At 63.8% G+C, this 25,881-nt stretch carries 23 protein-coding genes; 16 read left to right on the plus strand and 7 right to left on the minus strand.

Features of this window, described 5'->3' with window-relative positions; translation table 11 throughout:
* Positions 1-24: 24 nt before the first annotated feature.
* The 3 genes from BWQ92_RS06375 to BWQ92_RS06385 form a co-directional block, all read right to left on the minus strand.
* The gene (locus BWQ92_RS06375; protein WP_236783127.1) at positions 25-1,287 is read right to left on the minus strand and encodes an APC family permease; all 1,263 of its coding nucleotides are present in this window, start codon (positions 1,285-1,287) and stop codon (positions 25-27) included.
* A gap of 188 nt (positions 1,288-1,475) precedes the next feature.
* Positions 1,476-2,969, minus strand: a complete 1,494-nt coding sequence (locus tag BWQ92_RS06380; RefSeq protein WP_076798790.1) for an aldehyde dehydrogenase family protein — start codon at positions 2,967-2,969, stop codon at positions 1,476-1,478.
* Between the two features lie 58 nt (positions 2,970-3,027).
* The gene (locus tag BWQ92_RS06385; protein ID WP_076798791.1) at positions 3,028-3,492 is read right to left on the minus strand and encodes a hypothetical protein; all 465 of its coding nucleotides are present in this window, start codon (positions 3,490-3,492) and stop codon (positions 3,028-3,030) included.
* Positions 3,493-3,608: 116 nt separating this feature from the next.
* On the opposite strand from BWQ92_RS06385, the gene BWQ92_RS06390 reads away from it, so the two are divergent.
* Entirely contained in the window at positions 3,609-5,591 is a 1,983-nt protein-coding gene (locus tag BWQ92_RS06390) for a primary-amine oxidase (RefSeq protein ID WP_076798792.1), read from the plus strand.
* Between the two features lie 94 nt (positions 5,592-5,685).
* The gene (locus BWQ92_RS06395; RefSeq protein ID WP_076798793.1) at positions 5,686-6,303 is read left to right on the plus strand and encodes a TetR/AcrR family transcriptional regulator; all 618 of its coding nucleotides are present in this window, start codon (positions 5,686-5,688) and stop codon (positions 6,301-6,303) included.
* Positions 6,304-6,401: 98 nt separating this feature from the next.
* On the opposite strand, the gene BWQ92_RS06400 is transcribed toward BWQ92_RS06395, so the two are convergent.
* Positions 6,402-7,769 carry an MFS transporter gene (locus BWQ92_RS06400; protein ID WP_236783128.1) on the minus strand — a complete coding sequence of 456 codons (1,368 nt, stop codon included), beginning with the start codon at positions 7,767-7,769 and terminating at the stop codon, positions 6,402-6,404.
* 470 nt (positions 7,770-8,239) lie between these two features.
* Here BWQ92_RS06400 and BWQ92_RS06405 point away from each other — a divergent pair, with 470 nt between their 5' ends.
* Entirely contained in the window at positions 8,240-9,565 is a 1,326-nt protein-coding gene (locus tag BWQ92_RS06405; RefSeq protein WP_076798794.1) for a flavin-containing monooxygenase, read from the plus strand.
* Positions 9,566-9,677: 112 nt separating this feature from the next.
* Here BWQ92_RS06405 and BWQ92_RS06410 read toward each other — a convergent pair whose 3' ends face one another.
* Entirely contained in the window at positions 9,678-10,622 is a 945-nt protein-coding gene (locus tag BWQ92_RS06410) for a LysR substrate-binding domain-containing protein (protein WP_076798795.1), read from the minus strand.
* 131 nt (positions 10,623-10,753) lie between these two features.
* Here BWQ92_RS06410 and BWQ92_RS06415 point away from each other — a divergent pair, with 131 nt between their 5' ends.
* The 6 genes from BWQ92_RS06415 to BWQ92_RS06440 all read left to right on the plus strand — a co-directional run bounded on the left by BWQ92_RS06415 (position 10,754) and on the right by BWQ92_RS06440 (position 17,606).
* The gene (locus tag BWQ92_RS06415; protein WP_076798796.1) at positions 10,754-11,176 is read left to right on the plus strand and encodes a RidA family protein; all 423 of its coding nucleotides are present in this window, start codon (positions 10,754-10,756) and stop codon (positions 11,174-11,176) included.
* Entirely contained in the window at positions 11,173-11,844 is a 672-nt protein-coding gene (locus tag BWQ92_RS06420) for a DUF1028 domain-containing protein (protein ID WP_076798797.1), read from the plus strand. Before BWQ92_RS06415 ends, BWQ92_RS06420 begins: the two co-directional genes overlap by 4 nt.
* Positions 11,834-13,006, plus strand: coding sequence for a M20 family metallopeptidase (locus BWQ92_RS06425; protein WP_076798798.1), 1,173 nt, complete (start codon positions 11,834-11,836; stop codon positions 13,004-13,006). Before BWQ92_RS06420 ends, BWQ92_RS06425 begins: the two co-directional genes overlap by 11 nt.
* Positions 13,007-13,030: 24 nt before the next feature.
* Positions 13,031-14,455, plus strand: coding sequence for an aspartate ammonia-lyase (locus BWQ92_RS06430; RefSeq protein ID WP_076798799.1), 1,425 nt, complete (start codon positions 13,031-13,033; stop codon positions 14,453-14,455).
* Positions 14,456-15,127: 672 nt separating this feature from the next.
* Entirely contained in the window at positions 15,128-16,894 is a 1,767-nt protein-coding gene (locus BWQ92_RS24210) for an FG-GAP repeat domain-containing protein (protein ID WP_236783129.1), read from the plus strand.
* Positions 16,895-16,973: 79 nt separating this feature from the next.
* Positions 16,974-17,606, plus strand: a complete 633-nt coding sequence (locus tag BWQ92_RS06440) for a hypothetical protein (RefSeq protein WP_157365114.1) — start codon at positions 16,974-16,976, stop codon at positions 17,604-17,606.
* Between the two features lie 62 nt (positions 17,607-17,668).
* On the opposite strand, the gene BWQ92_RS06445 is transcribed toward BWQ92_RS06440, so the two are convergent.
* The gene (locus BWQ92_RS06445) at positions 17,669-18,580 is read right to left on the minus strand and encodes a LysR family transcriptional regulator (protein ID WP_076803550.1); all 912 of its coding nucleotides are present in this window, start codon (positions 18,578-18,580) and stop codon (positions 17,669-17,671) included.
* A 205-nt stretch (positions 18,581-18,785) separates the two neighbouring features.
* Here BWQ92_RS06445 and BWQ92_RS06450 point away from each other — a divergent pair, with 205 nt between their 5' ends.
* From BWQ92_RS06450 to BWQ92_RS06470, 5 genes are read left to right on the plus strand one after another with little or no spacing between them, the layout of a single operon-like run.
* Positions 18,786-19,574, plus strand: a complete 789-nt coding sequence (locus BWQ92_RS06450) for an amino acid ABC transporter ATP-binding protein (RefSeq protein ID WP_076798801.1) — start codon at positions 18,786-18,788, stop codon at positions 19,572-19,574.
* Between the two features lie 5 nt (positions 19,575-19,579).
* The gene (locus BWQ92_RS06455; protein ID WP_076803551.1) at positions 19,580-20,215 is read left to right on the plus strand and encodes an amino acid ABC transporter permease; all 636 of its coding nucleotides are present in this window, start codon (positions 19,580-19,582) and stop codon (positions 20,213-20,215) included.
* A complete protein-coding gene (locus tag BWQ92_RS06460; RefSeq protein ID WP_076798802.1) occupies positions 20,215-20,868 on the plus strand; it encodes an amino acid ABC transporter permease in 654 nt (217 codons plus the stop codon). Before BWQ92_RS06455 ends, BWQ92_RS06460 begins: the two co-directional genes overlap by 1 nt.
* A gap of 29 nt (positions 20,869-20,897) precedes the next feature.
* On the plus strand, positions 20,898-21,764 hold the full coding sequence (locus BWQ92_RS06465; RefSeq protein ID WP_083706233.1) for a substrate-binding periplasmic protein: 867 nt from the start codon (positions 20,898-20,900) through the stop codon (positions 21,762-21,764).
* Between the two features lie 34 nt (positions 21,765-21,798).
* Complete coding sequence (locus tag BWQ92_RS06470; protein ID WP_076798803.1) at positions 21,799-22,536, plus strand: SDR family NAD(P)-dependent oxidoreductase; 738 nt, start codon at positions 21,799-21,801, stop codon at positions 22,534-22,536.
* Positions 22,537-22,638: 102 nt separating this feature from the next.
* On the opposite strand, the gene BWQ92_RS06475 is transcribed toward BWQ92_RS06470, so the two are convergent.
* Positions 22,639-23,577 (minus strand): LysR family transcriptional regulator, encoded by a 939-nt coding sequence (locus tag BWQ92_RS06475; protein WP_083706234.1) that lies wholly within the window; start codon positions 23,575-23,577, stop codon positions 22,639-22,641.
* Positions 23,578-23,715: 138 nt separating this feature from the next.
* Between BWQ92_RS06475 and BWQ92_RS06480 the strand changes: the two genes are divergently transcribed.
* On the plus strand, positions 23,716-25,092 hold the full coding sequence (locus BWQ92_RS06480; protein ID WP_076798804.1) for an MFS transporter: 1,377 nt from the start codon (positions 23,716-23,718) through the stop codon (positions 25,090-25,092).
* Positions 25,093-25,113: 21 nt separating this feature from the next.
* The gene (locus BWQ92_RS06485) at positions 25,114-25,833 is read left to right on the plus strand and encodes an SDR family NAD(P)-dependent oxidoreductase (RefSeq protein WP_076798805.1); all 720 of its coding nucleotides are present in this window, start codon (positions 25,114-25,116) and stop codon (positions 25,831-25,833) included.
* Positions 25,834-25,881: the final 48 nt, after the last annotated feature.

A 25,881-nucleotide genomic window follows, 5' to 3' on the forward strand; every position in this document is an offset into this window, starting at 1 on the left:
GATGAGAATCCAGATGAAGCAGATTCAGCCAAGGACCCGGAATCCTGTGTCGGAGACAGGGACTTTGAAGGGCCGGTTGGTCAGTGGGTACTTTGTGCGAAGCCTGACCGCGGCGGGGATGGCCAGCAGGTAGCTGAGCAGGAACGTGGAGATGGCAATCGACAGGACCACGCCGAACAGTGCGCTGCTGGTACCGCTGAGCTGCATGGCTGCCAGCATGAACAAGGTGGCCACCACGCCGGAGAGCGTATTGACCCGGATCGGTGTTCCCAGTTTCGGGTGGAAGCGGCCGAAGAATCCGCCGAAGAACGAACCGTCAGCTGCAGCCATGGCCTGCATGCGATCGCTGATGATCATCCACGCCGCCCCCTGGGCCACAAGTACGAAGCAGAAGACGATCGCGGAGACGGCAAGCATCGCGTCGGCGGCGGGGCCGAAGACTGTATAAACGGTGGAAATGGCACCAAACAGGCCACCGATGCCGGTGATCTGGTCCAGCGGCACCACCAGGAGGATGGCGAGGATGGGCAGGAGGTAGCTTGCGGCGGCAATCATCGAGGAGCGGGCCACGGAGATGGGGACGTCTTTGGCGGGGTTCTTCATCTCTCCCGCGGCGCTGTTGCCGGATTCGAAGCCCAGGAAGGAGAACAGCAGCAGGGGTGTGACGCCGAGGAAGCCCGCCAGGGTGGGTGCGAAGAAGCCCAGATCAAGGCCGTTGAAGCCGTGCTGCACTCCATAGGCAAGCGTGACCAGGATGAAGAAGGTCAGGAAAACGACTTTGAGGATGGCCCCCAGCGACGGCAGCCACTTGCCGTGCTTGAGGCTCACAATGGCTGAGGAGACAGTGATCCAGATGAACAGCAGTTTGAAGATGTAGTCACCCACGCTGCCGGCCTCTACGTGGCCCACGTATTCAGACCAGGTTTCCACTGCCACGAACGCCATGGCGCCGCCCACCCAGACGGGCTGGGTCACCCAGGTGAACAGGGAGGTGATGGCAGCCACCACACGGCCGAACGCCATTTTCGTCCAGACGTAGACCCCTCCTTCCTCGGTGAAGGCCCCGCCGGTCTCTGCGAAGATGAGTCCGTACGGGACCATGAAGGTAACGGCAAGGATGAGGGTCCACGTGAAGGTTTCGCCGCCGAAGCCGGAGACCTGGCCCAGAACTTCGATTGAGATGACGGCAGCGACAACCAGCAGCAGGATGTCGAAGCGGCCAAGGGATTTTTGCAGGTGCTTGCTTTGTTCCTGTGCCAGGGGCGTTGATGTTGTTGGCTGAGCCATGATCTGTCCTTTGCTACTGCTGACGATTGCTAATGCGCAAAAAGGGGTGTTTGCAGATTCCGGCGGACCAGCGGTTCCTCGCCTCGCTGTTGCCTGGTGTCATTCTGCTGCTGACTAAAGGTAGGCCCGTGAACTGCATCACGTAAAACATGGGATAGTGATCCGATGCATCTGCTTATCTGATGCCCTTAGCCGAACTGGATCCAGGTCGTCTTCGGCGCCGTGTAGTTGTCGAAGGCGTGCAGGGACAAGTCCCGCCCGAACCCGGACTGCTTGAAGCCGCCGAAGGGTGTGGTGTTCCCCAGCGCGTCTACAGTGTTAACGGAAACGGTGCCAGCGAGGAGATCGCCTGCCACCCGGTGCGCCCGCGACAGATCCGACGTCCAGACCGATGCCGCCAGTCCGTAGTCGGTGGCATTGGCCATTGCCACCGCTTCAGCTTCGGTGTCGAAAGCGTGCAGCACGGCGACCGGACCGAAGATTTCCTCGCGGTGGACAGCATGGTCAGCGGATAGACCCCCCAAGAGTGTGGGCTCCAGGTACGCGTCAGAACCCCGGATTATCCGCCGCCCACCGCCAAAGAGGACTTCCCCGTCGGTGCGTCCGCGCGTGACCCAGGCTTCGACGTCGTGCGTGTGGGTGCTGCTGATCAGGGCACCGTTGCCCTCTCCGCCGGAGAGGGGGTCGGCCGGAGCATACGCGCTGGCCGCGTCGGCAAGCAGCGCGGCGAACTCGTCGTGAACCTGCCGCTGAACCAGGATGCGGGAGTTGGCCGAGCAGACCTGCCCCTGGTTGTAAAAGGCGCCGAAGGCGGCCTTAGCGGCCGCGAGCGGAAGATCGGCGGTGTCGGCAAAAATAACGTTGGAGCTTTTGCCGCCGGCCTCCAGGCTAAGGCGCTTGAGGTTGCTTCGGGCCGAGGCCTCCAGCAAGGTTCTGGAAACGGCCGTGGAGCCGGTGAAGGCCAGGGCATCGACATCCATGTGGTTCGCCAGCGCGGCGCCCACCTCCCGCCCACTGCCCGTGACGATATTCAAGACGCCATCAGGAAGCCCTGCCTCGGCTGCCAATTCAGCGAGCCGCAGGACGCTCAGGGAAGTCTGCTCCGCCGGCTTGAGCACCATCGTGTTCCCGGCGGCAAGCGCGGGAGCCAGTTTCCAGACCGCTATCTCAAGGGGGAAGTTCCAGGGCACGATGGCTGCCACTACACCCAAAGGCTCGCGGGTGACCAGAGCTATGGCTCCGGATGGAACAGCAGGCAGTTCCCCGCCTTGTTTATCCGCTGCCTCCGCATACCAGCGCAGGGTGGAAATGGCACCAGGAACGTCCACGGTAGTGGTTTGCAGGATGGGCTTGCCGCTGTCGAGTGTTTCCAGGAGGGCCAGCTCGTCGGCATGGCGCTCCATGAGCGCGGCCAGTGCCAGCAGTGACTCCTTGCGCTCCACGGCAGCCCTGCGTGACCAGGCCGGGAAGGCGCGCCGTGCCGCAGCCACCGCGGTGTCAACGTCGGCGCGACCGCAGGAGGTCAGTTCGGCGAGGGCGCGTCCATCAATGGGACTGACGGCGGGCCGGGTGAGCCGTTCGCTGCCGGACACCCTTCGTCCGTCGACGAACGCTCTTCCGTCGATTGCAAGGGCATCGGCCCGGCTCTGCCAGTCGGAGGAAATCATGGTGGTGCTGTTCATAGTGGCTCCTGGGATCGGTTCCGCCGTAGGCGGCTTGTGTTCGGGTCAGTACGGAAGGTCAAGGGACGACGGCGGGCAAAGCCGGGCCGGCGGCGTTGTGTCGGGACAGGCGGAGGACGGCGGAAGCCGCCATCATGCACAAGAGCTCCACCCCCATCACCGCCAGCATTGCCGGCGCGTGCGCCATGGAGACAGCAGCGCCGGCAGCCGCGACGGTCACGTGATGAGCTCCAGGGTTCGGCACCGTTAGGAGAACCACGTGGATAAGGACCATCCCCCCAGTTGTGGCGAGCAGGTGCCCGGCGGCCTTGCCGGCACAGCGCCGACCCACTACCAACGGGGCGCCGCAGGTCAGGCAGACGGCAGCCATCGCGGCCATCCACCACCCCATCGCTCCGGCCGGTCCGGCTGCCGCAGCCACCGAGTGGGCTCCAGCACTGACCGCCACGGCCGTGGCGACGATGCACGACGAAAGCCGTACGGCGGGCAGGGGGACAGAGCGCCCTGGGGCGTGTGGGTCCATGGTGCTCCTCGGGGCTTCCCGGCGCCTGATCGCACTTTACGTCGGCGCTGTGAGATGGGTAACATCAACTTTTGATGGAACAGTTGTATCATCAAAATCTGACTTCAGGAAGTGTTATGACTCTGGAAACACCCACATTGGCTGCAGTCAAGCAGCACCCCCTCGAACAGCTCAGCGCGCAGGAAATTTCCGCAGCGCGGCACATCCTGGCGGATGCTGGGCTGGTGGCTGACACCACCCGTTTCGCCTACCTTGGTCTGCTGGAACCCCCGAAATCCGTCTTTCAAGGGGGCGGCGGCCGCGCAGACCGCACTATCCGTGTAATGCTTTGGGATGCTGCCCGATCCCTCTCGCTCGACGTCCGCCTGTCCCTGACCACCAGGGAAATCCTCGACCAGCGGAAGCTGGACCCCGCCGTCGATGGTCAGCTCCCTGTCCTGATCGAAGAGTTTGAAATCATCGAGGATGTCCTGGCCGAAGATCCGCAATGGAGCGCTGCCCTTGCCTCACGCGGTCTGACCCCGGCGCAGGTGCGCGTAGCTCCGCTCTCCGCAGGAGTCTTCGAGTACGAGAACGAGAAGGGCAAGCGGCTCCTCCGCGGACTCGGCTTCCGGCAGGACCACCCGCTCGACCATGCCTGGGCCCACCCCATCGACGGCCTCGTCGCCTTCGTCGACGTGGAAAACCGCCGCGTGAACCACCTCATCGACGACGGACCCGTGCCCGTCCCGGACGTCAACGGAAACTACACAGACGCATCAGTCCACGGCGAGCTCCGCACCGACCTGAAACCGATCGAAGTCACCCAGCCAGAGGGTCCCAGCTTCACTTTAGAGGGCAATCACCTCTCGTGGGCCGGGTGGGACCTGCGAGTAGGATTCGACGCCCGTGAAGGACTTGTCCTCCAGCAACTCCACCACACACACGACGGCCGGCGGCGCCCCCTCGTCCACCGTGCCTCCATCTCCGAAATGGTCGTCCCATACGGCGATCCTTCCCCCTACCGCAGCTGGCAGAACTACTTCGACTCCGGCGAATATCTTGTCGGTCGGGACGCGAACTCCCTGAAGCTCGGTTGTGACTGCCTCGGCGAGATCACGTACATGTCCCCCGTCGTAGCCGATGACTTTGGGAACCCGCGCACCATAGACAATGGCATCTGCATTCACGAAGAAGACGCCGGCATCCTCTGGAAGCACACCGATGAATGGGCCGGTTCCAACGAGGTACGCCGCAACCGCCGGCTGGTGGTGTCCTTCTTCACCACCGTGGGCAATTACGATTACGGCTTCTACTGGTATCTCTACCTGGACGGCACCATCGAGTTTGAGGCCAAGGCAACCGGCATCGTGTTCACAGCCGCCCTGCCAGACAAGAAGTACGCCTACGCCTCAGAGATCGCTCCCGGGCTTGGTGCGCCCTACCACCAGCACCTATTCAGTGCCCGCCTGGACATGATGATCGACGGTCCCGCCAACCGTATAGAGGAACTGGACCTCGTCCGGCTTCCGAAGGGCCCGGGAAACCCCCACGGCAACGCATTCTCGCAAAAACGCACCCTCCTGGCGCGCGAATCCGAGGCGGTACGCGATGCAGATGGCACGAAGGGGCGAGTCTGGCACGTCAGCAACCCCGAGTCCCTAAACCAGCTTGGCCACCCTGTCGGCTACACGCTGTACCCAGAAGGCAATCCCACCCTTGCGATGGCCGACGATTCGTCCATTGCATCGCGGGCCGCATTCGCCCGGCACCACCTGTGGGTTACCCAGTACGGGGATGGCGAGCTTTATGCAGCGGGCGACTTCGTCAACCAGCACCCAGGTGATGCAGGGCTTCCCGCCTACATCGCCCAGGACCGTGACCTCGACGGCCAGGACCTCGTCGTGTGGCACTCCTTCGGCCTGACCCACTTCCCCCGCCCGGAGGACTGGCCCATCATGCCGGTAGACACCACCGGATTCACATTGAAGCCGCACGGCTTCTTCGATTCAAACCCCACACTGAACGTCCCACCCTCCGCTTCCCGGCACTGCGCGAGCGGAACCGCAGCCGGAGGCACTGTCTCCGACAGCTCCGGGCCCGTAACCTGCGCACACTGAGTCACCCCGCAGCCGCGGGAACGCGTCAGGGTTCCCGCGGTGGTAGGGTGCACACGGCGGCTCGACAGACCCCGCCTGTGGACTAAGGAGCACCATGCCCCGCTTGGTAGATCACCAGGAACGACGCCGCTCGATCATCGAAACCACGTGGCGGCTCATCGCGGAACAGGGCATCGAAAACGCCAGTATGAGGGACATCGCCCGGGAATGCGGCTACGCCGCGCCCGGAGTCCTGGCGCACTATTTCCCCAGCAAGGACGCGCTCCTGCTCGCCTCTTACGAACTGATCTGCGAGCGCACCAACGAAAGGATTACCGCTGGCACGGAGGGCCGCCGCGGGCTCGCGGCGCTGCGAGGCCTTTGCATGGAAATCATCCCGGCAGACCCCCTCACCGTCGTGGAGGCACGGGTGGCGGTGTCCTTCTGGCAGCGCGCCCAGACGGAGGATTCCCTCCGCGCTGTGGGACGGGACGCTCTGCTGCATTGGCGGGACCTGATGCTGGGATTTCTCGCCGAAGCAGAACACGACGGCGAATGCCCGCCCTTGGCGGACCCGGACACGGTCGTCGATGAACTGCTGAACATCATGATGGGCCTGCACGTCACGTCCATGCTGGACCCGGGCGCTGTCACCGGTTCCCGGCAGCGTCACTTGATGGAAAGAGCCATTGTGCGCCTGGCGCAAGGCAGCCCCGGGAGAACCGCAGCCTAGGAAAAGCCGTTGCAGACTGATGGTTAAGCCAGGCAAGGAAAAAGGCCGCGTCCCAGTGCTCAGACCCAGGACGCGGCCTTTCGTGGTTTGACCGTTCGCTATGACTGAGACGATGCTGGCTGCTGTTCAGAGCCAATGCCCGGCGCGGCCGTGGGGATGACGTCTGCGCCGCTGAGCAGATCGATGCCTTTGGTTTCTTTCATGCTCAGGACGGCCACCAGGCCGATGATTCCCACGAGGATGAGGTAGAAGGCTGGCATCATGTCGTTTCCTGTCTGCGCGATGAGCCACGTCAGGACGTAGGGGACTGTGCCGGCGAAGATGGCGGCGGTGATGCTGTAGGCCAGCGAGAGGCCGGTCTGGCGTGTACGGGTAGGGAAGAGTTCAGCGGCTGCCACAGCATGGACTCCCAGGATAAGAGCCAGGATTATTCCAAGGCCGAGGGTGCCAACAGTTCCGGCCCAGGAAACACCTGAACCCATGACCAGGAAGAGCGGCACAGAAAGGACGATCAGGGCAACCGCGGCGATGATTAGCAGCGGACGGCGGCCGATCCGGTCCGAGAGTGCACCGCAGACCGGGACGAGGACCAGTCCGGCGATGGAGGCGACAGTGGACAGCAGTGCGGCGGTACCTGCGTCGAAGCCCAAAACCTTCTCCTGGTACGTGAGCAGGTAGACGAGCACGACGTAGAACGTCACGTGCATCATGATCTCGAGCCCGCTCATCTGCAGCAGCTGCTTCCAGTGAAGCCGGAAGACCTCTTTGACCGGGCTTTGAGGCACGTTTTCCAGCTTTTCGAGCGAGAGAAACTCGGGGGTGTCCTCGATCTTTGTGCGGATGTAGAAGCCGACGATGCCGAGGGGAACGGCGATGAGGAACGGGATCCGCCATGCACCGTTTTCGATGGCCTGGGCGTCCGCCAAGGAGGTCAGCACGAAGACGACCAGCGATGCTGCCAGAAACCCCAGGAGGCTGCCGAATTCGAGCCAGCTCACGCCGAAGCCCCGGTTCTTGCGGGGCGAGTACTCGGCCAGGAAGGCCGCAGCGCTACCGAACTCTCCGCCGGCTGCGAGGCCCTGAACAACCCGCGCGGCGACCAGGAGCACCGGGGCCCAGAGGCCGATGGCATCGTAAGTGGGCAGAAGGCCCACGACGAGCGTCGCCCCGGACATGGACAAGATGACGATTGACAGCGTCTTCTTCCGGCCGATGCGGTCGCCGAGTGTGCCGAAGATCAGGGCGCCGAGCGGACGGACTCCAAAAGAGATGGCGAAAACAGCAAAAACCGACAGCAGGGCAGCTGTTGCATCCTGCTGCGGGAAGAAAATGGTGGCGATGGTTGACGCCAAGTAGGCGTAGATCGCCCACTCGAACCAGTGGACAAAGACGCCGATCGAGCCGGCCATGACGCTCTTGCGCAGGCCCTTCTGGTTGACCGGCAGTCCCGGTTGGTTGATGGTCACGGTTCCTCCTGCGGGGAATTCCTGAGAGATAGGGCTGACTGGCAGCGAGTGTGTCGGACGTCTTCGTCCCACCCCTGCGCGCTTGGACTTTCGTTGCGGTTTGGTCCTCGGATCCTTGGCTTCCATTTCACGCCCTGCCAAAAACATCTGTCCAACACTTTTAATTCTGGAAGTGCATCGCTTTTACAGATGCGGTCGCTGGATCTCCGCCCCGGCCTTGAAAGCCTGTCAGACCAGCAGGGTCACCATCCGATTTTGCGCAGTTGATTCGCTCAGATGATTCGTTAGCGATGGGTGAATCTGAAAAAACGATGCACTTAGGCGGGAACTGATGTTTGAAATCGGCGGCTGCGCTGCGGTTTCGTGAATACATCGAGATGCACGAACGAGGCTCCCAGTAACGCCCTCCGGGCCCACGGATTGCTTGCGTCGCATCGAATCACACTTACTTATTTGCAATGGAGGTTGGCATGTCGAGCCAAAAGACTGAAGTTCTGGTCGTCGGCGCGGGCCAGGCCGGAGTGGCCATGAGCGAGCATCTGACAAACCGCGGCGTGCCGCACATCGTGCTGGAGCGGGACCGGATCGCTGAGCGGTGGCGCACGGGACGGTGGGACTCCCTGGTGGCCAACGGCCCTGCCTGGCACGACCGCTTTCCGGGTATGGAATTTGACGATCTCGAGCCAGATGAGTTCGCCCCGAAGGAGCGGGTCGCGGATTACTTCGAAGCCTACGCGGCCAGGTTCAACGCCCCCATCCGGTGCGGTGTTGAGGTGAAGTCCGTGCGAAAGAAGGCGGGCGCAACCGGTTTTCAGGTGGACACGTCAGAAGGAGTTTTCGACGCCCGTTACGTCGTGGCGGCGACCGGGCCGTTCCAGCGGCCGGTCATTCCCGCGGTCGTCCCGGAGAGCGCAGCACTACAGCAAATCCACTCCAGTTCCTACCGGAATCCGCAGCAGCTGCCGGCCGGCAAGGTTTTGGTCGTGGGTGCCGGCTCGTCCGGTGTTCAAATCGCCGAAGAGCTTCAGCGGTCGGGCCGCGAGGTCTTCCTGTCCGTCGGCCCGCACGACCGGCCCCCGCGGCAGTACCGCGGCAAGGACTTCTGCTGGTGGCTCGGAGTCCTCGGCAAATGGGAAATGTCGGCTCCGCCGAAGGGGGCCGAGCACGTCACGATCGCCGTCAGCGGGGCAAACGGCGGCCATACCGTAGACTTCCGCGCCCTCGCTGCCGTGGGCGTCACGCTGGTCGGCCGGACTGCTTCCTATGACAACGGCATCATGCGCTTCGCAACGGATCTTGCCGTGAATGTCGCGGCAGGTGACGCCAACTATTTATCAGTGCTTGACGAAGCCGACGAGTACGTTGCCCGCAACGGCCTGGACTTCCCGGAAGAGCCTGAAGCGCGTGTTCTCGGAGATGCCCCGGACAGCGTGACCAACCCGCTTCTCGAGCTCAATCTCAGCGCTGCAGGCGTCACCTCAATCATCTGGGCGACAGGGTTCGCGGTCGATTACAGCTGGCTGAAGGTTGACAACGCCGTCGACGCCAGCGGAAAGCCAAAGCACCAGCGCGGTGTGTCTGCTGAGCCAGGTGTGTACTTCCTCGGACTGCCCTGGCAATCCCGCCGCGGCTCAAGCTTCATTTGGGGAGTATGGCACGATGCTGGTTACGTGGCTGACCAGATCATGATCCAGCGGGGCTACGCAGCCCACGTGAACGACAAGCCGCTCGAGCGGGCACAGACATCGACCGACGACTCTCCTGCCAGCATCCTGGCTGAGAAAGCGGCGGTCTAAGGCGTTCCGGACGCGAGCGGGCGCTCCAAGCCCTAAGCCAGTGAACGAATGGGCAGGGCACTACAACCTTCCGGACGGCCACCACATGTCTTAGGTTTAGTGCCCTGCCCTTTTACGCGGGTCGCTCCTGCTGAACCCGGCCGCCTGGGCGGCTCGAGTGAGCCGCCTCGATCTGCTGCCTCACGACCTGTCCAACAGCACGCAGGCGGGCAGTGGGACGCTGCGTCTCAAGACGCGCCACAACGGTCTTCAAATGTGGAACATCGTCCTTGATTTCCACAGTGGCGATCTGCCCGCCGTCGTACGTCATGCCGTGATGGGGTCTCTGGTGCAGGATGGAATATCCGTGTCCGTGGGCGACGAAGGTCCGCACGGTCTCATAACTGCCGGACCGGAACTTGACGTTCGGTTCGTGGCCGCCCTTGCGCACCAGCGAGAGCATCACGTCCCGCGTGTAGGGCAGGTCCAGGAGAACAAACGGTTCGTCCTTGAGGTCGGTCAGGGCCAGCGCTCCCGCGCCGGCCAGCGGGTGATCCGGGGGAAGCGCCAAATACGGCCTGGAGCGGTCAACGACCGTGGTGGCGATGCCCTCGGGCAGGCCCATGTCGTAGCACAGCGCCAACTCGACCTGCCCATTGAGCAGCGCGTTGGCGCATCCTGCGGTGTCGGCCTCCATGACCTCCAACTCCAAGGCGGGGTGCTCATCGTTGAGGCGCGTCAGCAGTCCGGGCAGCAGGAAGGGGGCGAGGGTGCTGAAGCAGGCCATTCGGATGCGGCCTGTGACACTTTTTTGCTCACCCCGCGCATGATCAAGGCTCTCCTCGACGTGGGCCAAAATCGACTGGGCATCCCGGAGAAACAACTCCCCTGCCGACGTCAGCACCAGCCCCTTGGAACGCTGGCGAATGAAGAACTGGGCACCCACCGATCGCTCAAGCTGGGCTATCGCCGCTGATACCGCCGACTGGGCGACGTTAAGCCTTCCGGCGGCCGCTGTCATCGAAAGCTGCGCCGCCGCTTCCGTGAAGTACCTGAGCTGAGTAAGGGTCACATCCATCCGTTCAATGTAGGCCACTAGATCGAAAAAATCGATACGAAAGAGCGGAAATGACTGTTGGACAGATGAGTTGCACGGCCGTGAAGCTTGAAGAACCCCCTTAGCCACCCCTCCACGAGTTAGGAAGCACAATGAAGCACCAGCGTCTGCGCACCTTCAACACCAAAGAAACTTATCCAGAGCAGAACCTGGACAACGATCTGTGCCAGGCAGTGGTTGCCAACGGCGTTGTCTACCTCCGCGGACAAATCGGCCAAGACCTGGACACCCGGGAATCTGTCGGTATCGGGGACGTGGAGGCCCAGACCGAAAAGGCCATGGCAAACATCGACATGCTACTGAAGGAAGCCGGCAGCAGCCTTGAGGACATCGTCAAGGTCACCGTCTACATCATCGACCCGCGGTACCGCGAAACCGTCTACAGGACCATGGGCCGGTGGCTCAGGGGCGTCTTTCCGGTTTCGACCGGCATCGTCGTCCAGGCCCTCGCCCGCCCAGAATGGCTCGTCGAGATCGATGCCACAGCCGTGCTGTCGACGGGAGCGTCACAGTGACTTTCAGTATTGCCGCCACAGATGGCCACGGTCGCTTCGGCATCGCTGTCAGCTCCTCCTCACCAGCCGTGGCAGCGCGCTGCGCCCACTTAAGGGACAACATCGGAGCCGTCAGCTCTCAAAACATCACCGATCCGCGCCTCGGCAAACTCCTGCTGGACCGGCTCCAGTCGGGTGCATCCGCCCGGGAAGCCGTCGACACCGTCGCACTGGAGGCACCCTCGGTTGATTACCGTCAGCTTGTGGTTCTCGACGCTCATGGCGGTTCTGCAGTGTTCAGCGGTGCACATACTCTCGGGGTCTATGCAGAAGGGCGGGGCAGCTACAGCGTCGCGGCCGGCAACATGCTTGCCAACCGGGAAGTCCCGCAAGCAATGTGCGATGCCTTTGAGGCCTCGGTCGGGGAACTTGAAGTCAGGCTCCTGCGCGCACTCCGGGCAGCGCTGGAGGCCGGCGGGGAGAAAGGTCCCGTCCGTTCAGCCGGCATCTCCATCGTCTCCGGCCACGGCTGGCGTGACACCGACCTGCGGGTCGACTGGCACGAAGAACCCATCAACGAGCTGGACAGGCTGCTGCAGGTGTGGCTTCCCCAGCGTGAGGACTACGTGGTGCGCGGGCTGGATCCTGCATCATCCGTCGGATACGGGGTGCCCGGCGATGACCGCTGAACCTGTAACGGCAACAGCGATGCCGGATTCCACCGGAGAACAGGCACGGGTGCTGGCGGCGGTGGCCGCCGCCCACCCGGCACTCGTGCACCTCTCCGAGCAGCTCCATGCAAATCCGGAATTGGGCTGGCAGGAACACCAGGCCGCCGGATGGACCGCAGACTACCTTGAGGCGAACGGCTTCACCGTCGAGCGTGGGTACCTCGGCTTTCCCACCGCCATCCGGGCCTTCTACGGCACAGGGAAGCGCAGGGTTGGCCTGATGGCCGAATACGACGCCCTTCCCGGGCTCGGCCATGCCTGCGGCCACAACATCATCACGGCCACCTCCTGTGGTGCGGCGTTGGCGCTGAAGGACTTCGCTGCCGAACGGAACCTCACGGTGGAGCTCTACGGAACCCCTGCAGAGGAAGGTGGCGGCGGCAAGATCGAGTTGCTCAAGCGTGGCGCCTTCGCCGGTCTGGACCTGGCCATGATGACCCACCCGAGTCCGGTGGACTCCGCGGAGGCGCGTCCCTACGCCGTTGCCCACAGCCACGTGGAATACCACGGCAAGTCAGCTCACGCGGCTGCCTACCCCGAGCAGGGCGTGAACGCCAACGACGCCTTTGTCGTAGCCCAGGTCGCGCTCGGCCTGCTTCGCCAGCAACTGCCCGCCGGTACCCGTGTCCACGGCATCCAGACCAGGGGCGGGGAAGCGCCCAACGCCATACCCGAAAAGACGGAGGGCCGCTGGTACGTACGGGCAGAGACATTGGCTGATCTCGAGCCTCTGGAAAAGCGCGTTTACCAGTGCTTCGAAGCCGGCGCACTGGCCACCGGATGCGAACTTTCGATAACCCCGGAATCCGAGCCGTACTCCGAGTTCCGCACCGACGTCCGGGCACTCGAGCTCTACGTGCGGCACGCCAAGGCGCTGGGCCGGGACTTCAATGCCCCCGCTCAGCAGGCCACCATGAACCGGGCGTCAACAGACATGGGAAACGTGTCCCAGATTGTCCCGGCCATCCACCCGTACATCGGCCTCGGGTGTTTCCCCGCCGCGAACCACCAGCCCGAGTTCGCAGCGTTCTGTGTAGGCGACGCCGCCAACCGCGCCATTAAGGATGGCGCGACGGCCCTGGCCCTAACCGCCCTTGACTATCTGGGAACCCCTCAGTAAACCACCGACCTAGGAAGCCACACCATGACGCATGAAACGACTCCCACAGGCTCCGGACCAGTTGGCCGGCTGGAGCGCGACAGCCTGGGGGAAAAAGTTGTTCCCGCTGACGCCTACTGGGGCATCAGCACCCTCCGCGCTGTCGATAATTTTCCGGTCAGCGGCCGCAGCATCGGCAGTTTCCGTTCCCTGGTGTGGGCGATGGGGGCGGTGAAATACGCGGCCGCACGGGCCAACGAATCCCTCGGCCTGCTCCCGGCCGACAAGTCAGAAGCGATCCAGACAGCTGCCCTCGAGGTGATGGAAGGCCAGTTCGATTCCTCCTTCGTCGTCGACAGGATCCAAGGCGGCGCGGGAACCAGCACCAACATGAACGCCAACGAGGTCATCGCCAACCGTGCCCTGGAGATTCTGGGCCACAGCAAGGGTGACTATGCGCAGCTGCACCCCATCGATCACGTAAATCGCAGCCAAAGCACCAACGATGTCTACCCCACCGCGGTCAAACTTGCACTGCAGCGGGACCTGATAGAACTGTGCTCCGAACACGGCAGGCTCAGCGAAGCCTTCGACGCCAAAGCAGAAGAATTCGCCGCCATCGTCAAAGTCGGACGGACCCAGCTTCAGGACGCAGTACCCATGACCCTGGGGCAGGAATTCGGGGCGTTCGCCGAGACACTGCGCGAGGACAGGTACCGGCTTGAGGAGCTGCTGCCCCACCTGCGCGAATCCAACCTCGGCGCCACAGCCATCGGCACAGGGATCACCGCTCCCCCCGAATACCGGGACGTTGTTGTCGCCGAGCTGGCCCAAGTCGCCGGGTTGGACGTCGTCTCGGCGGCGAATCTCGTGGAAGCCACCGGCGATACCGGGGTATTCCTCCTGGCCTCGGGGGTGCTGAAGCGGGCTGCGGTGAAGCTATCCAAGGTCTGCAACGACCTGCGTCTGCTGTCCTCCGGGCCACAGTCCGGATTCGGCGAGATCCTCCTTCCCCCCGTCCAAGCCGGATCCTCCATCATGCCCGGCAAGGTGAACCCAGTCATCCCGGAAATGGTCAATCAGGTAGCGTTCCGCGTCGTCGGCGCGGACGCGACGGTGACCATGGCAGTCGAAGCGGGCCAGCTGCAGCTCAATGCCTTCGAGCCCGTTATGGCTGACGCGCTGCTGGAATCAATAGCCTGGCTAACGGCGGCGTGCCGGCAGCTACGTACTCACTGCGTCGACGGCATCACGGCGAACAGGCCTCTGCTTGCAGAGCGAATGGCGGAGTCCATCAGCGTCGTCACCGGCCTCGCGCCCCTGCTCGGCTACACGACAGCCGCGGAGTTGGCCAAGGAAGCGTTGACTTGCACCCGCAATATTGCAGAGCTCGTCCTATCCCGCGGCCTCCTCGACGAACAGGAACTCGAAAAGGCTCTTTCGCCGGCCGTCCTCGCCGGACTCAAGTGACCGCAACGGACGTGGTCGCTCCGTTTTCGCGGGGCGGCTCATCCGGCATATGCCAACAGCTCTTCGCTGCCTCTCCCCCGGACGCCGCTAGGGCGGCCATCCACCCATCCGTTCCAAGAAATACCAAGCTTTTTACAAGTTGCCTGAGCGAATATGTTTCGAGGGTATACGCGAAGTTGCCAGAACTGCAGCAGCACGGGCTTTGATTTCTCGTATCCAGTAGGGAACGTCGCTGGGGACTGGCATAGGCAAACAACTCCAATACGAGTGGTGAGGCTGGTGGCCATCCCTATGCAAAACGACGTGAACTACAGATTTTTCCCCACGGTCGGGCGTGGTAGAGGCCACTGGGCTTCCTGGCTCAATGTACGGCGGGCAGGCGGCCCCCCACCTGTTCTTCGTCTGCACGGGTCGCGACATCTGAGGCTCCCCGCACTGCTGGCCGCGCTGTCGCTTGCGCTGGGCGTCCTGGTGGTGCCCGTTACGGCGTCAGCCGCCGAAGGTGATGTTGGGGTGGAGGGTTTGTCGCATTCGGGGACGGGCACGCCGACGGGTACGAAGCGGCAGACGAATGCGTTGTGGTTCAATGACGGGTTGTGGTGGGGGAACCTGTGGGATACCGCGAGCTCGGATTTTCATATCTTCCGGTTCAATGCCGCGACGAGTTCGTGGGTGGATACGGAGGTCGCGACGGATACCCGTGCGAACACCCATCATGACGTGTTGTGGGACGGGTCGACGTTGTATGTGGCCAGTTACCGGTTCGTCAATGACGGCCTGCCGGCCGAGCCGAATTTCCCGTCGACGATGCGCCGGTACAGCTACAACTCCAGCGCCAAGACGTACACGCTGCTGGGTTCGTCCAACATCAACAACCACCGGGTGGAGACCCTGTCGATCGATAAGGACTCGACCGGGCGGCTGTGGGCCACGTGGCAGCAGGGCAACCGGATCTATCTGAACGTCACCGGCACCAACGGCGCGACCTGGGGGACCCCGTTCGCCCATCCTGCGTCGCTGGCCAACGTGTCGGTGGATGACAACTCGGCGCTGATCGCCTTCGGGCCCGGCAAGATGGGCCTGATGTGGAGCCGGCAGGTCGGGGACGCCAGTGACGGCATGTACTGGAGCTCGCACGTGGATGGAGCGGGCAATACCTCCTGGACTACGCCGGTTGCGGCGGTCAAGGGCCAGCGCACCGGTGATGACCATATGAACCTGAAGTGGCTGGACTCCTCCAGCAGCCGGGTGTTCGCCGCGATCAAGACCTCGTTCACCTCGGCATCCCAGCCGCTGATCCAGCTGTTGGCGTTCAACGGCACGGCGTGGTCCGCGACCACGATCGCGACCGTGGCCGAGTGCCCGAACCGGGTGATCGTGATGATCGATGAGAGCGCGCAGAGGGTCCGGACCTTCGCCACCTACCCCAAACCGTCCGGCACGACGAACGCCGGGGTCTGCACCAGCTCGGGAGGTGCGATCTATGAGAAGTCCACGCCCCTGGACAACATCAGCTTCACCACCACGAAAACGGCCCGGATCGTGGACGCCGACCAGTACGTCCACAACGTGACCTCGACCAAGCAGAACCTCAACAGCACCGCACGGGGCACCGCCAACAGCGGCCTGCTGCTGCTCGCCGACGTCAACGCCACCAGCCGCTACTGGCACTACTACGACCCCACCGGCGGCGCCGGCGGCGCTATCAGTCCGTCCATCCGCAGCGCGGCGGACGTCGTCGCGTCCGGTCCCGACGGAGTGCTGTGGAACTACCCGGCCACCGGCCGGGGTGGGTTCCAGGCCCGGCAGAAGATCGGCGTCGGCTGGTCCGCCCTGAACAAGGGGTTGGTGACGGACTGGAACAGCGACGGCGTCTTCGACCTCATCGCCCAGTGGAAGAACGGCCGGCTGAGCCTCTACCCCGGAAGGCCCGGCGGCGGGTTCGCCGCCGCCCGGTCCATCGGCACTGGCTGGGGCGGGTACCACGTCACCGTCGGCCGCTGGCGCACAAACGACAGGTATCCGGGAATCCTCGCGTACGACGCCGCAGGGACCCTCTGGTACTACGGCAACAGCACCGGATCATTGCTGTCGCCCCGGATCACAACCGGGACCGGGTGGGGCGGCCTGTACCTCACCATGACCGACTTCGATCAGGACGGGGAGCAAGACCTGCTGGCCAAGCGCAGCGACGGGAGGCTGCTGCTGTATCGCTCCACCGGAACCGGAGGCTTCGTCTCAGAAGCAAGGCCCACGGTAGGCACCGGCTGGAACAGTATCAACAGCATCACCGCAGTCGACGGTTTCACCACAGGTGGTCACGGACTCATGAGCCGGCTCAGCGACGGCCGCCTCGCCCGCTACCCCTTCAGCAAAGGTACTTGGGCTGCCCGCACCATCGTCGGCTCCGGCTGGGGTAACTACAACATCTTCCGCTAGAACCAGCAGGGCGGGGACGGTCACCGGACCCGGCGGCACTTACGCCGTCGGGGTCCGTCAATTGAATCTAAGGGGAGAAATGAATACTTCTCGGATTGCCGCCGGAACTGCCGTCTTGGCGCTGTTGCTCACTGCGTGCTCCGGCCCGGCGCCCCAGGCGGCACCCACAGCCTCAGTTGCCCCGGCATCGACGCCTAGCGCAACACCGACCCCGGCTCCGGCCGCTACCGGTACCGGTACTGAGAACGAACGCGGCCAGCTGGTCACGAAGATCGGTGAAGAGGCCATACTCGTTACCGACGGCTACGACGCCCCTCCCACCCTTACCTTCAAGGTGACGTCCATAAAGCCGATCAAATGCGACGCGCCCAACGCGCCCCGGCCAAATGGGACTGCCATCGCGGTGGCCCTGGAAATCGTTGCCTCCCCAAGGTTCTCGGGACCGCTGAAAGTGGATGGCCAGTCAGGGATGATCAGCTTCGGCCCGCACTACTGGAAGGGCTACGCCTCCGGCGGCACCCGGATGACTACCGTTCAATCCGCCGTCGAGCATGGCTGCCTTGCCGACAAAACCAAGCTTTTGCCCCGCTATTTCGGCAAAGGCGAAAAGCTGACCGGTCTGGTCATCCTTGACGTGACGACGCCGGCTGGCGAAGTTTCGTTCGTCCCGAACGGCATAGGGGGCTGGGTCTGGAAGTACCCCGCAACATAATCAGCGACCCGGGTCGTACGTTTGAATTTCAATGCGGGGTCGAATGCGCGCTGGGGGCGTCGTCACGACGGCTGGTATTCGCGGTGGAGCATGCGCATGTGTTCCTCGGCCAGTTTGATCATGGCCTGGGTGGCCGGGGAGAGGCTGGCGGGGTCCCGGCTGATGATGGCGAAGGTTTCGATCAGGGGTGGGTCGAGGCTGACCCAGTTGAGTTTTTTTGTGTAGCCGAGGGCTTCGGCAACTGGAACGGAGACCACTGCGCCGGCCGTGCCGCTGGCAGCCACCGATAGGGCGGCGGAGCCCGTTTCGACTTCGATGTCGGGCGTGAACGGAATGCCGAGGGTTTGGGCCCGCTCGCTGAGTTGGCGCCGTGTGGGGTCGTTCTGCGCCCATCCCGAGTCAGGGAGCACGAGCGGGCGCTGCAGCAGCCCTTCGATGGTGACCGGTTCGGTTAAGGCCGGCTTGGTGTGGAAGTAGGCTGCTTCACAGGACCACAGGACGTCACTGATGGTGAGCCCGCGGGCGTCGATCGGCAATGCGACAACACCGGCTTCAAGCCGCCCGGCCCGGACCTGGTCAGCGACTTGGGCGGAATTCCAGCCCACTACCCGCACATGGATATTCGGGTGCAGTGTTCGGAAGGCCGGGATTAGCCCGGACAGGACGTATTGGCCGCTGTTGAACATTCCGAATGCGACGGTGCCTTCTTCGCGGTCCCGGATTCCGGTGACCGACTCCATGGCCGCCTCGTAGTCGCGTGCGACTTTACGGGCGTGGGGCAGGAATCGTTGGCCGGCTTCGGTTAGCGTAAGTCCCTGCTTGGCGCGGGTGAAGAGGGCGACGCCGAGGCCCTGCTCAAGTTTCCGAATCTGCTCGGACAGTGTTGGCTGGGAAACCCCCAACTCTTCGGCGGCCTGCGTCAAAGACCCCGCAGCAGTCGCTGCCAGGAAGTAGTTAACCTGAAGGATGGTCACCAATGGCCCCTTTCATTGCGTGCTGCCAGTCTATAGGCGTCCTCTCTGCATGGCATAGACGCGACCTATAGGTAACCGAGCCCCATGCGTCATTAGAGCAACTTAAGCCGGAAACTTGCGTCAAGTCCCTTGTAATCTAAAGGTGAACTTGGTTACATCTTCTCTATCCCCAGAAAAAACCTATGGATAGCCGGGAGGCCATGTCATGGAAACCGCAACAGTGCCCGCCACGTCACCGCCCAGTTTGGGTGCCGTGCAGGTGGCGGGGCTCCACAAGTCCTATGGCAAGCACACTGTGCTTACCGACGTAAACCTGCAGATGACCGAAGGCGAGGTGGTCTCAATCATCGGCCCCTCAGGGGCCGGCAAGAGCACCTTCCTTCGTTGCCTGAACTACCTGGAAGTCCCGACGGCGGGAACGATCACCATCGGCGGAACAACAGTGGACGCAAGTGCCAAGCGCCCGGACCGTGCCAGTCTGGACAGGCTCCGGCGGGTCACGGGAATGGTCTTCCAGGGATTCAACCTGTTTCCCCACCTGACCGTGATGGAGAACATCACCCTTCCCCAGATGAAGGTCCTGGGCCGCAACCGCGAAGAGGCCCGCGCCGTCGCCGACTCACTGCTGGCCAGGGTAGGCCTGACAGCCAAGAGCGACCAGCACCCCTCCCGCCTTTCAGGCGGGCAGCAGCAGCGCATTGCCATTGCCCGCGCCCTGGCTCTGACTCCCAAAGTAATGCTGTTCGATGAGCCCACCTCCGCGCTTGACCCGGAGCTGGGACTGGAGGTCCTCGCCGTCATGCGCGACCTCGCCGACGAAGGCATGACCATGATCGTGGTCACCCACGAAATGCAGTTCGCCCGCGACGTCTCAGACCGGGTGATGGTCATGGCCGACGGACGGGTACTGGAGCTCGGGCCAAGCCAACAGGTGATGACCGCCCCTACGCACGAACGAACAAAGAAGTTCCTTCGCGCCGTACTGGACCGGTGATCGGCATGCTCACGCAGATCGCCTCCGGCATCGGCCTCACCGCCTACATCACGCTGGCTTCCCTGGGCATCGGCGGAGTGGCCGCCTTGCCGCTGGTCGCCGCCCGCCGCTCCACCTGGCTCCCCCTCCGGGCCGCAGCAACCGTCTACATTGACGTCGTCCGGTCCATTCCGCCCATCACTTGGCTGTTCCTCATCTACTTCGGGCTTCCCCAGTACGCCCTCCGGCTGGACTCTGTAACCGCCTCCATCCTGGGCTTCTCCGTGATCGCTTCGGCCTACATGGCAGAGACCTACCGGTCCGGCCTGCTCGGCATTCACCGTGGCCAGTGGGAAGCCGCCACAGCCTTGGGCATGGGCTTCTTCGCCACCGCTCGAAGCATCATCACCCCGCAGGCCTTCCGGGTTACACTCCCGGCAGTCGCCGCCTACGCCATCGCCCTGCTCAAGGACTCGGCTTTGGCCTCCACCATCGGCGTCCACGAAATCACCTACCAGGCCGGAGCGGCGTCACGCGCCACCTACGAGGGCCTGCTCGCCTTCTGCATTGCCGGAGCTCTCTACATCGCCATGAGCGCGCCCCTGGCCCTCGCCGCCCGCCGGGTGGACCGCACCCTTCGCCAGAAAGTGGAGGTGGCCTGATGACCATTCTTGACCAATGGATCGCATGGCTTCCCGCCCTGTCCCCCGGACTCGGCGTCAGCCTGAGCCTGACTGGCCTCTGCCTTCTGCTCGGCATGCCTTTTGGCCTGCTGCTGGCACTGGCCGTTGAAAGCAAGGCCACGCCCCTGCGCATCGCAGCCCTGATTTTGGTTGAAATCGGCCGGGGCGCCCCCGCCCTGGTGCTGCTGTACCTGCTGTACTTCGGACTGCCCGAAAACGGCATCACGCTCCCGGCCTTCGCCACAGCGGTGGTCTCCCTGTCCTGGACCACCGGAGCGTACTCCAGCGAACTGTTCCGTTCCGGGCTCGCCTCGGTGCCCAAGGGGCAGCGTGAAGCCGCAATGACCTCGGGGCTGCACGGCTGGACCGGATTCCGCTACATCATCCTCCCCCAGGCCATCCGGATATCCACACCACCGCTTGCCAGCCTGGCCGTCACCATCTTCCAGACCAGTTCACTGGCCTTCGTCATTGCCGTGCCCGAGCTGATGTCAAAGGCCTACGCACTCGGCTCGATCACCTTCGAATACCTCAGTATTTTCTGCTTCACCTCCGTGCTGTACGGCTCGATCACCCTGATCGCCCTCGCTTTCGTCCGGCTCGGCGAACGCCGCCTCAACCACTACCTCTAACCCCACACCCCCAACAAGAAGGACCCACCGTGAAGACATCCCCCGCATGGATCCGCAGGACCGCTCCCCTCAGCGCAGCAGCCGGCCTGCTCGCACTCGCCCTCTCAGGCTGCAGCCCCACCGCAGGTGCCGCCGTCGACCCCTCCTGCACACCGAAGCACCAGTTCAGCACCATCACCAAGGGCACGCTGACGGTATCCACGTATGATTTCGCCCCGCACATGAAACTCGACGGCACCAAGCTCTCAGGCGTCGAAGGAGACCTCCTCAATGAGATTGCCAAGAGGGAATGCCTCACCGTGACCGTCGAAGCCTCCGGGGGCGCCGGCGCCGCCATCCCGGCCGTGCAGGCCAGCCGGTCTGACCTGGCCGCCGGCGACTGGTGGCGCACCAAGGCCAGGGCAAAGCTTGTGGCCCTGAGCAACCCTGTCTATCTCGACCAGGGAGCCCTGGTATCGGTCGCCGGCTACAAGACAGTCGCGGAACTCGACGGGAAGAAGATCGGCTCCGTGTCAGGAAACCTCTGGAACGACGAGTTCGCCCAGGTCTTTGGCGACAAGTTCTCCGTCTACCAGGACCCGGAAGCCGTCTTCAACGACCTCGCTGCAGGCCGCATTGACGCCGTCATCGACAGCGTCGGCGCCACCACAGCCCGCTTCGAAGCCAACCCCATCAAAGACGCGAAGATCGTCCCGCTCCAGCCCGATTCCCGTATCCCCGTGACGGCACACCCGGGCCAGCTGAACTGGCCCACCAAGCTGGACAACACCGAACTCACCAAAGCCCTCAACGAAAACATTGAGGAGCTGCGCAAGGACGGAACCATCGCCGAACTGCTGAAGAAGTACGGCATGGACCCCAGCGCCGCCGAAGTCGGCGAACCGAACATGCTCTAAACCAGAACCCCGCACAAGATTAAGGAACAGCCTAATGACTGAACTCACGGAACGGGTCGCGCTCGTTACAGGAGGTGCCCGGGGACAGGGCGCCGCACACGCTGAAGCTCTCGCCTCGTCGGGGCTTCGGGTGGTGATAGCCGACGTCCTGGACGAGGCCGGCGAAAAGACAGCGGCCGCTCTGGCGGAGAAGGGCCACGCCGTACGTTACATCCACCTTGACGTCACTGACGAGGCGGCCTGGGCGGCCGCCGTCGAAAACATCGAAAAGCACGACGGCGGACTGGACACCCTGGTCAATAACGCCGGCATCATCCGGGTCACCCCGTTGAACGAGCTGAGCCTGGCCGAGTGGGACCTGGTGCAGAAGGTAAACACCAGCTCTGTGCTGCTCGGCATGAAAGCCGCATTCCCCGCCATCGCCCGGCGCGGCGGGGGCACGATCATCAATGTCGCCTCCACCGCCGCCCACCGCGGCGCGGAAGCGTACGGCGCCTACTCCGCGTCAAAGGCGGCTGTCCTGGCCCTCACCCGCGCAGCTGCCTTGGAATACGCACCGCACAACATCAGGGTCAACTCGATCAGCCCCGGCGGCGTTGAAACACCCATGAACGATGACGAACCCGCCGGCGGCACTTCCTCCAGCACCCCGCTTGGCCGCCGGGCACGGCCGGAAGAAATCTCGCCGCTGGTGGTGTACCTGGCCACAGACGCGTCCTCCTTTGCCACCGGGGCGGACTTCCTGATCGACGGCGGGGTGACCGTACGGTGACGGCCGTCCGGCAGTTTCACCAGAACGCCAAAGCGGCATGACACCCAGGCGCCGGCCCGGCAATCCCGGCCGGCGCCTGGTTGCCGGCAGGACCGGCCGCCGTTACCGGCCCTTCTGTTCCCCGGGCCTGCTGTTCTGCAGAAGCGAAATATGCCGGTGCGCATGCTTAATGAACTCGCGGGTTGCGGGCGACAATGAGCCGTTGGTCCGGGTGATGAAGGCAAAGTGCTCGTGGAAGGCCGGCTCGAGCGGGACATACCCGAGCCCGTGCTGCTGGAGCATGGATTTGGCCACGTGGTAGGACACCAGCGAGTCCCCTACGCCCTGGGCCGCCAGCTCCACGGCGTGCGTTTGGAACTCCACCTCGGCGATGGGATCCAGCGTGACCCCTGCATGCTGGGCGCGTTCGGTCACGGACAGCCGCAGGGGATCCGAATCGGACCACCGCGCCTCCGACAGGATCAGGGGCGCTGTCGCCAGCTTTTCGATCGACATGGGACCTTGCAGGCGTCCCGGGTCGGCGCTGACGTAGACCACCTCGTCGCGAAGCACCGGAGGCCCGACCGAAAGACCCCTGTCGTCCACCGGAAGCTGCACGAGTCCGGCTTCGAGCTCGCCGGAGCGGACGGCGTCCGCGACTTCAGAGGAGTTCAGGCCCACCACACGGATCTTGACCAGCGGATACTGCTCGTGGAAGTCGCGGATCAGGCCCGTCAGCAGGTAGAGGTGTGCGCTGTTGAAGGTGCCGAAAGACACCGTGCCGCCCTGCAGGGTGCGCACTTCGCGGACCAGGTCTGCCAGGCTGTCCACCTCTGCGAGCGCCCGCTGGGCGCTCGGCAGGAGCAGCCGCGCGGCTTCGGTGAGTTGCAGCTCCCTGTTGGTGCGGGTGAACAGCTTCACGCCGAGGCTCTGTTCCAGCCGGCGGATCTGCTCGGAGAGGCTCGGCTGGGCGATGTGCTCGGCCTCCGCGGCCGCCGACAACGTCTTGTGCTTAGCGGCGGAGAGAAAGTAGCGAAGCTGCTGCAGCGTCAGATTAGACATAGGCATTTCCTTGAGGAAGGGTCGTGAATTGAGTCTACACCTCGGGCAAAAGCGTACGTACTGTTGATTTCACAGCCGGTGACGGCAATCACATACCCAGCCGACTCCGGCTTATTTTCCACTGACTTAGGACCATTCATGACTGCGATTACTGCTCCGTCCGGGCATCTCATCGACGACGGGCCGCTCACCAGGTACCACCGCCGGCTCATCGCCGCCTGTTCGGGTGGCCCCTTCCTCGACGGTTACCTGCTCAGCATCGTGGGCGTGGCCCTGGCCGGTGCCAGCGCCGAACTCGGCCTCGGGTCGGCCGAACTTGGCCTTGCCGGAGCGGCATCGCTGGTGGGCCTGTTCCTTGGAAGCCTGCTGCTGGGCCCGATCACGGACCGCATCGGCCGCAAGATGATGTACACCGTGGACCTGCTGGCGATGGTCGTTGCCTCGGCCGCCTGCCTGTTCATCAGTGACGGTTTCCAGCTCATCCTCCTCCGCTTTGTCGTCGGCCTCGCTGTCGGCGCCGACTACCCCATCGCCACCGCGCTCCTGACCGAATGGATGCCCAAGAGGCGCCGGGGCGCCATTATCGGATGGCTTTCAACCATCTGGCTTGTAGGGGCAATCGTCGCCTACCTCGTAGGCTTCCTGCTCTCCACAGTGTTCGGGCCCGAGTCCTGGCGCTGGATGCTCGCCAGCGGCGCCGTGTTCGGCCTCATCGTGATGCTCCTGCGTTTCGGCGCCCACGAGTCCCCGCGCTGGCTGGTCGCCAAGGGCCGGTTCGACGAAGCCCGCGACGCCCTCTCCAAAGCGCTCGAACGCAACGTCACCATCGAGGAAGTGCACGCCCTCGTCAGGACGGATGAACCCGAGTCCAAGGCAGGCTTCGGTTCACTGCTCAAGGCCCCCTTCCTTAAACGAACCCTGTTCTGTGGCCTGACCTGGATGTGCATCGCACTCCCGCAATTCGCCCTCTTCACCTACGGGCCCATCATCCTGGCCCAGTTCGGCCTGGCCCACGGCGGCGCCGAAGAAACCCTCGGCCAGATTGTCCTGAATCTGGGTTTCCTCATCGGCACCCTCCCGGCCCTCCGGTGGGTTGAGACCCTTGGCCGCCGTCCCCTGATGATCTGGACATTCGTGGCAGCAGCAGTCTTCCTGCTCCCGCTCGGGCTGTGGCCGGAAGGACCCAGCTGGTTCGTGATGGTGTTCTTCTTCCTGTTCACCGTGGCCAGCGGCGCCGGAACCATCCTCGTCTTCATCTACCCCAACGAGCTGTTCCCCACCAGCGTCCGCGCGTCCGCCGTCGGGCTCGCCACCGCTATCAGCCGCATTGGTGCAGCCATCGGCACCTACATGGTCCCCCTGTCGCTCAGCGGTCTGGGCACCGGCCCCACCATGATGATCGGCGTCGGGCTGACCCTCCTGGGCCTGGCCATCAGCATCGCCTGGGCCGAAGAGACCCGCAACAAGTCCCTCACCTCACTGACCACCAAAATCCTGACCACGGTCAAGGGTTAAGAAATCCAAGGAACAGTCACCATGAACAAGACATCCCCGCGCGTCGCCCTCGTCACCGGAGCCGGCAGCGGCATGGGCCGCAGCACCGCCGAAGCCTTCCTGAACGAAGGCTGGCACGTGATCGCCGTCGACGTTACCGCCCCCGAATTCAACGGCCACTCCGCACATGTCACACCCGTGATCGCCGACGTACGGGACCGCGCTTCGCTCGAGGAAAAGCTCGACGACGTCCTCCCGGACTTGGGCGGCGCGATCCACGCCGTCGCCAACATCGCCGGCGTCTACCCGCCGTCCACCTTGGACACCTACACCGAAGAGCTTTACCGCCTGGTCTTCGACGTCAACGTCCTGGGCATCCTCAACGTCATGGCAGCCGCCAAGCGGTCCATGCCTGAAGGGTCCGCAATCGTGAACTTCGCCTCCGTGGACGGCTACCACGTCTCCCCCGGCCAGCTGGTCTACGGAGCTTCCAAGGCCGCCGTCATCATGATCACCAAGGCCACCGCACTGGAACTCGCGGACCGCAAGATCCGCGTCAACGCCATCGCCCCGGGCTGGGTGGACACCCCCGGAAACCGCGCCACCGGACGCATGGAAGCCGCCGCCGCCTCCATCCCGGTAGGCCGGGTCGCGCAGCCGGAAGAAATTGCCCGCTGGGCCTGGCTCCTCACCGGCAGCGACGCGGCCGGCTTCATGACCGGCGAGACCGTCACCCTCTCCGGCGGCGATGTCATCCGCTAAACCGCGGCCACTTTCCACCTGCAAACTTCTACCTGAACGGAATTCACC

This window comes from Arthrobacter sp. QXT-31, from assembly GCF_001969265.1.
GTDB lineage: Bacteria > Actinomycetota > Actinomycetes > Actinomycetales > Micrococcaceae > Arthrobacter.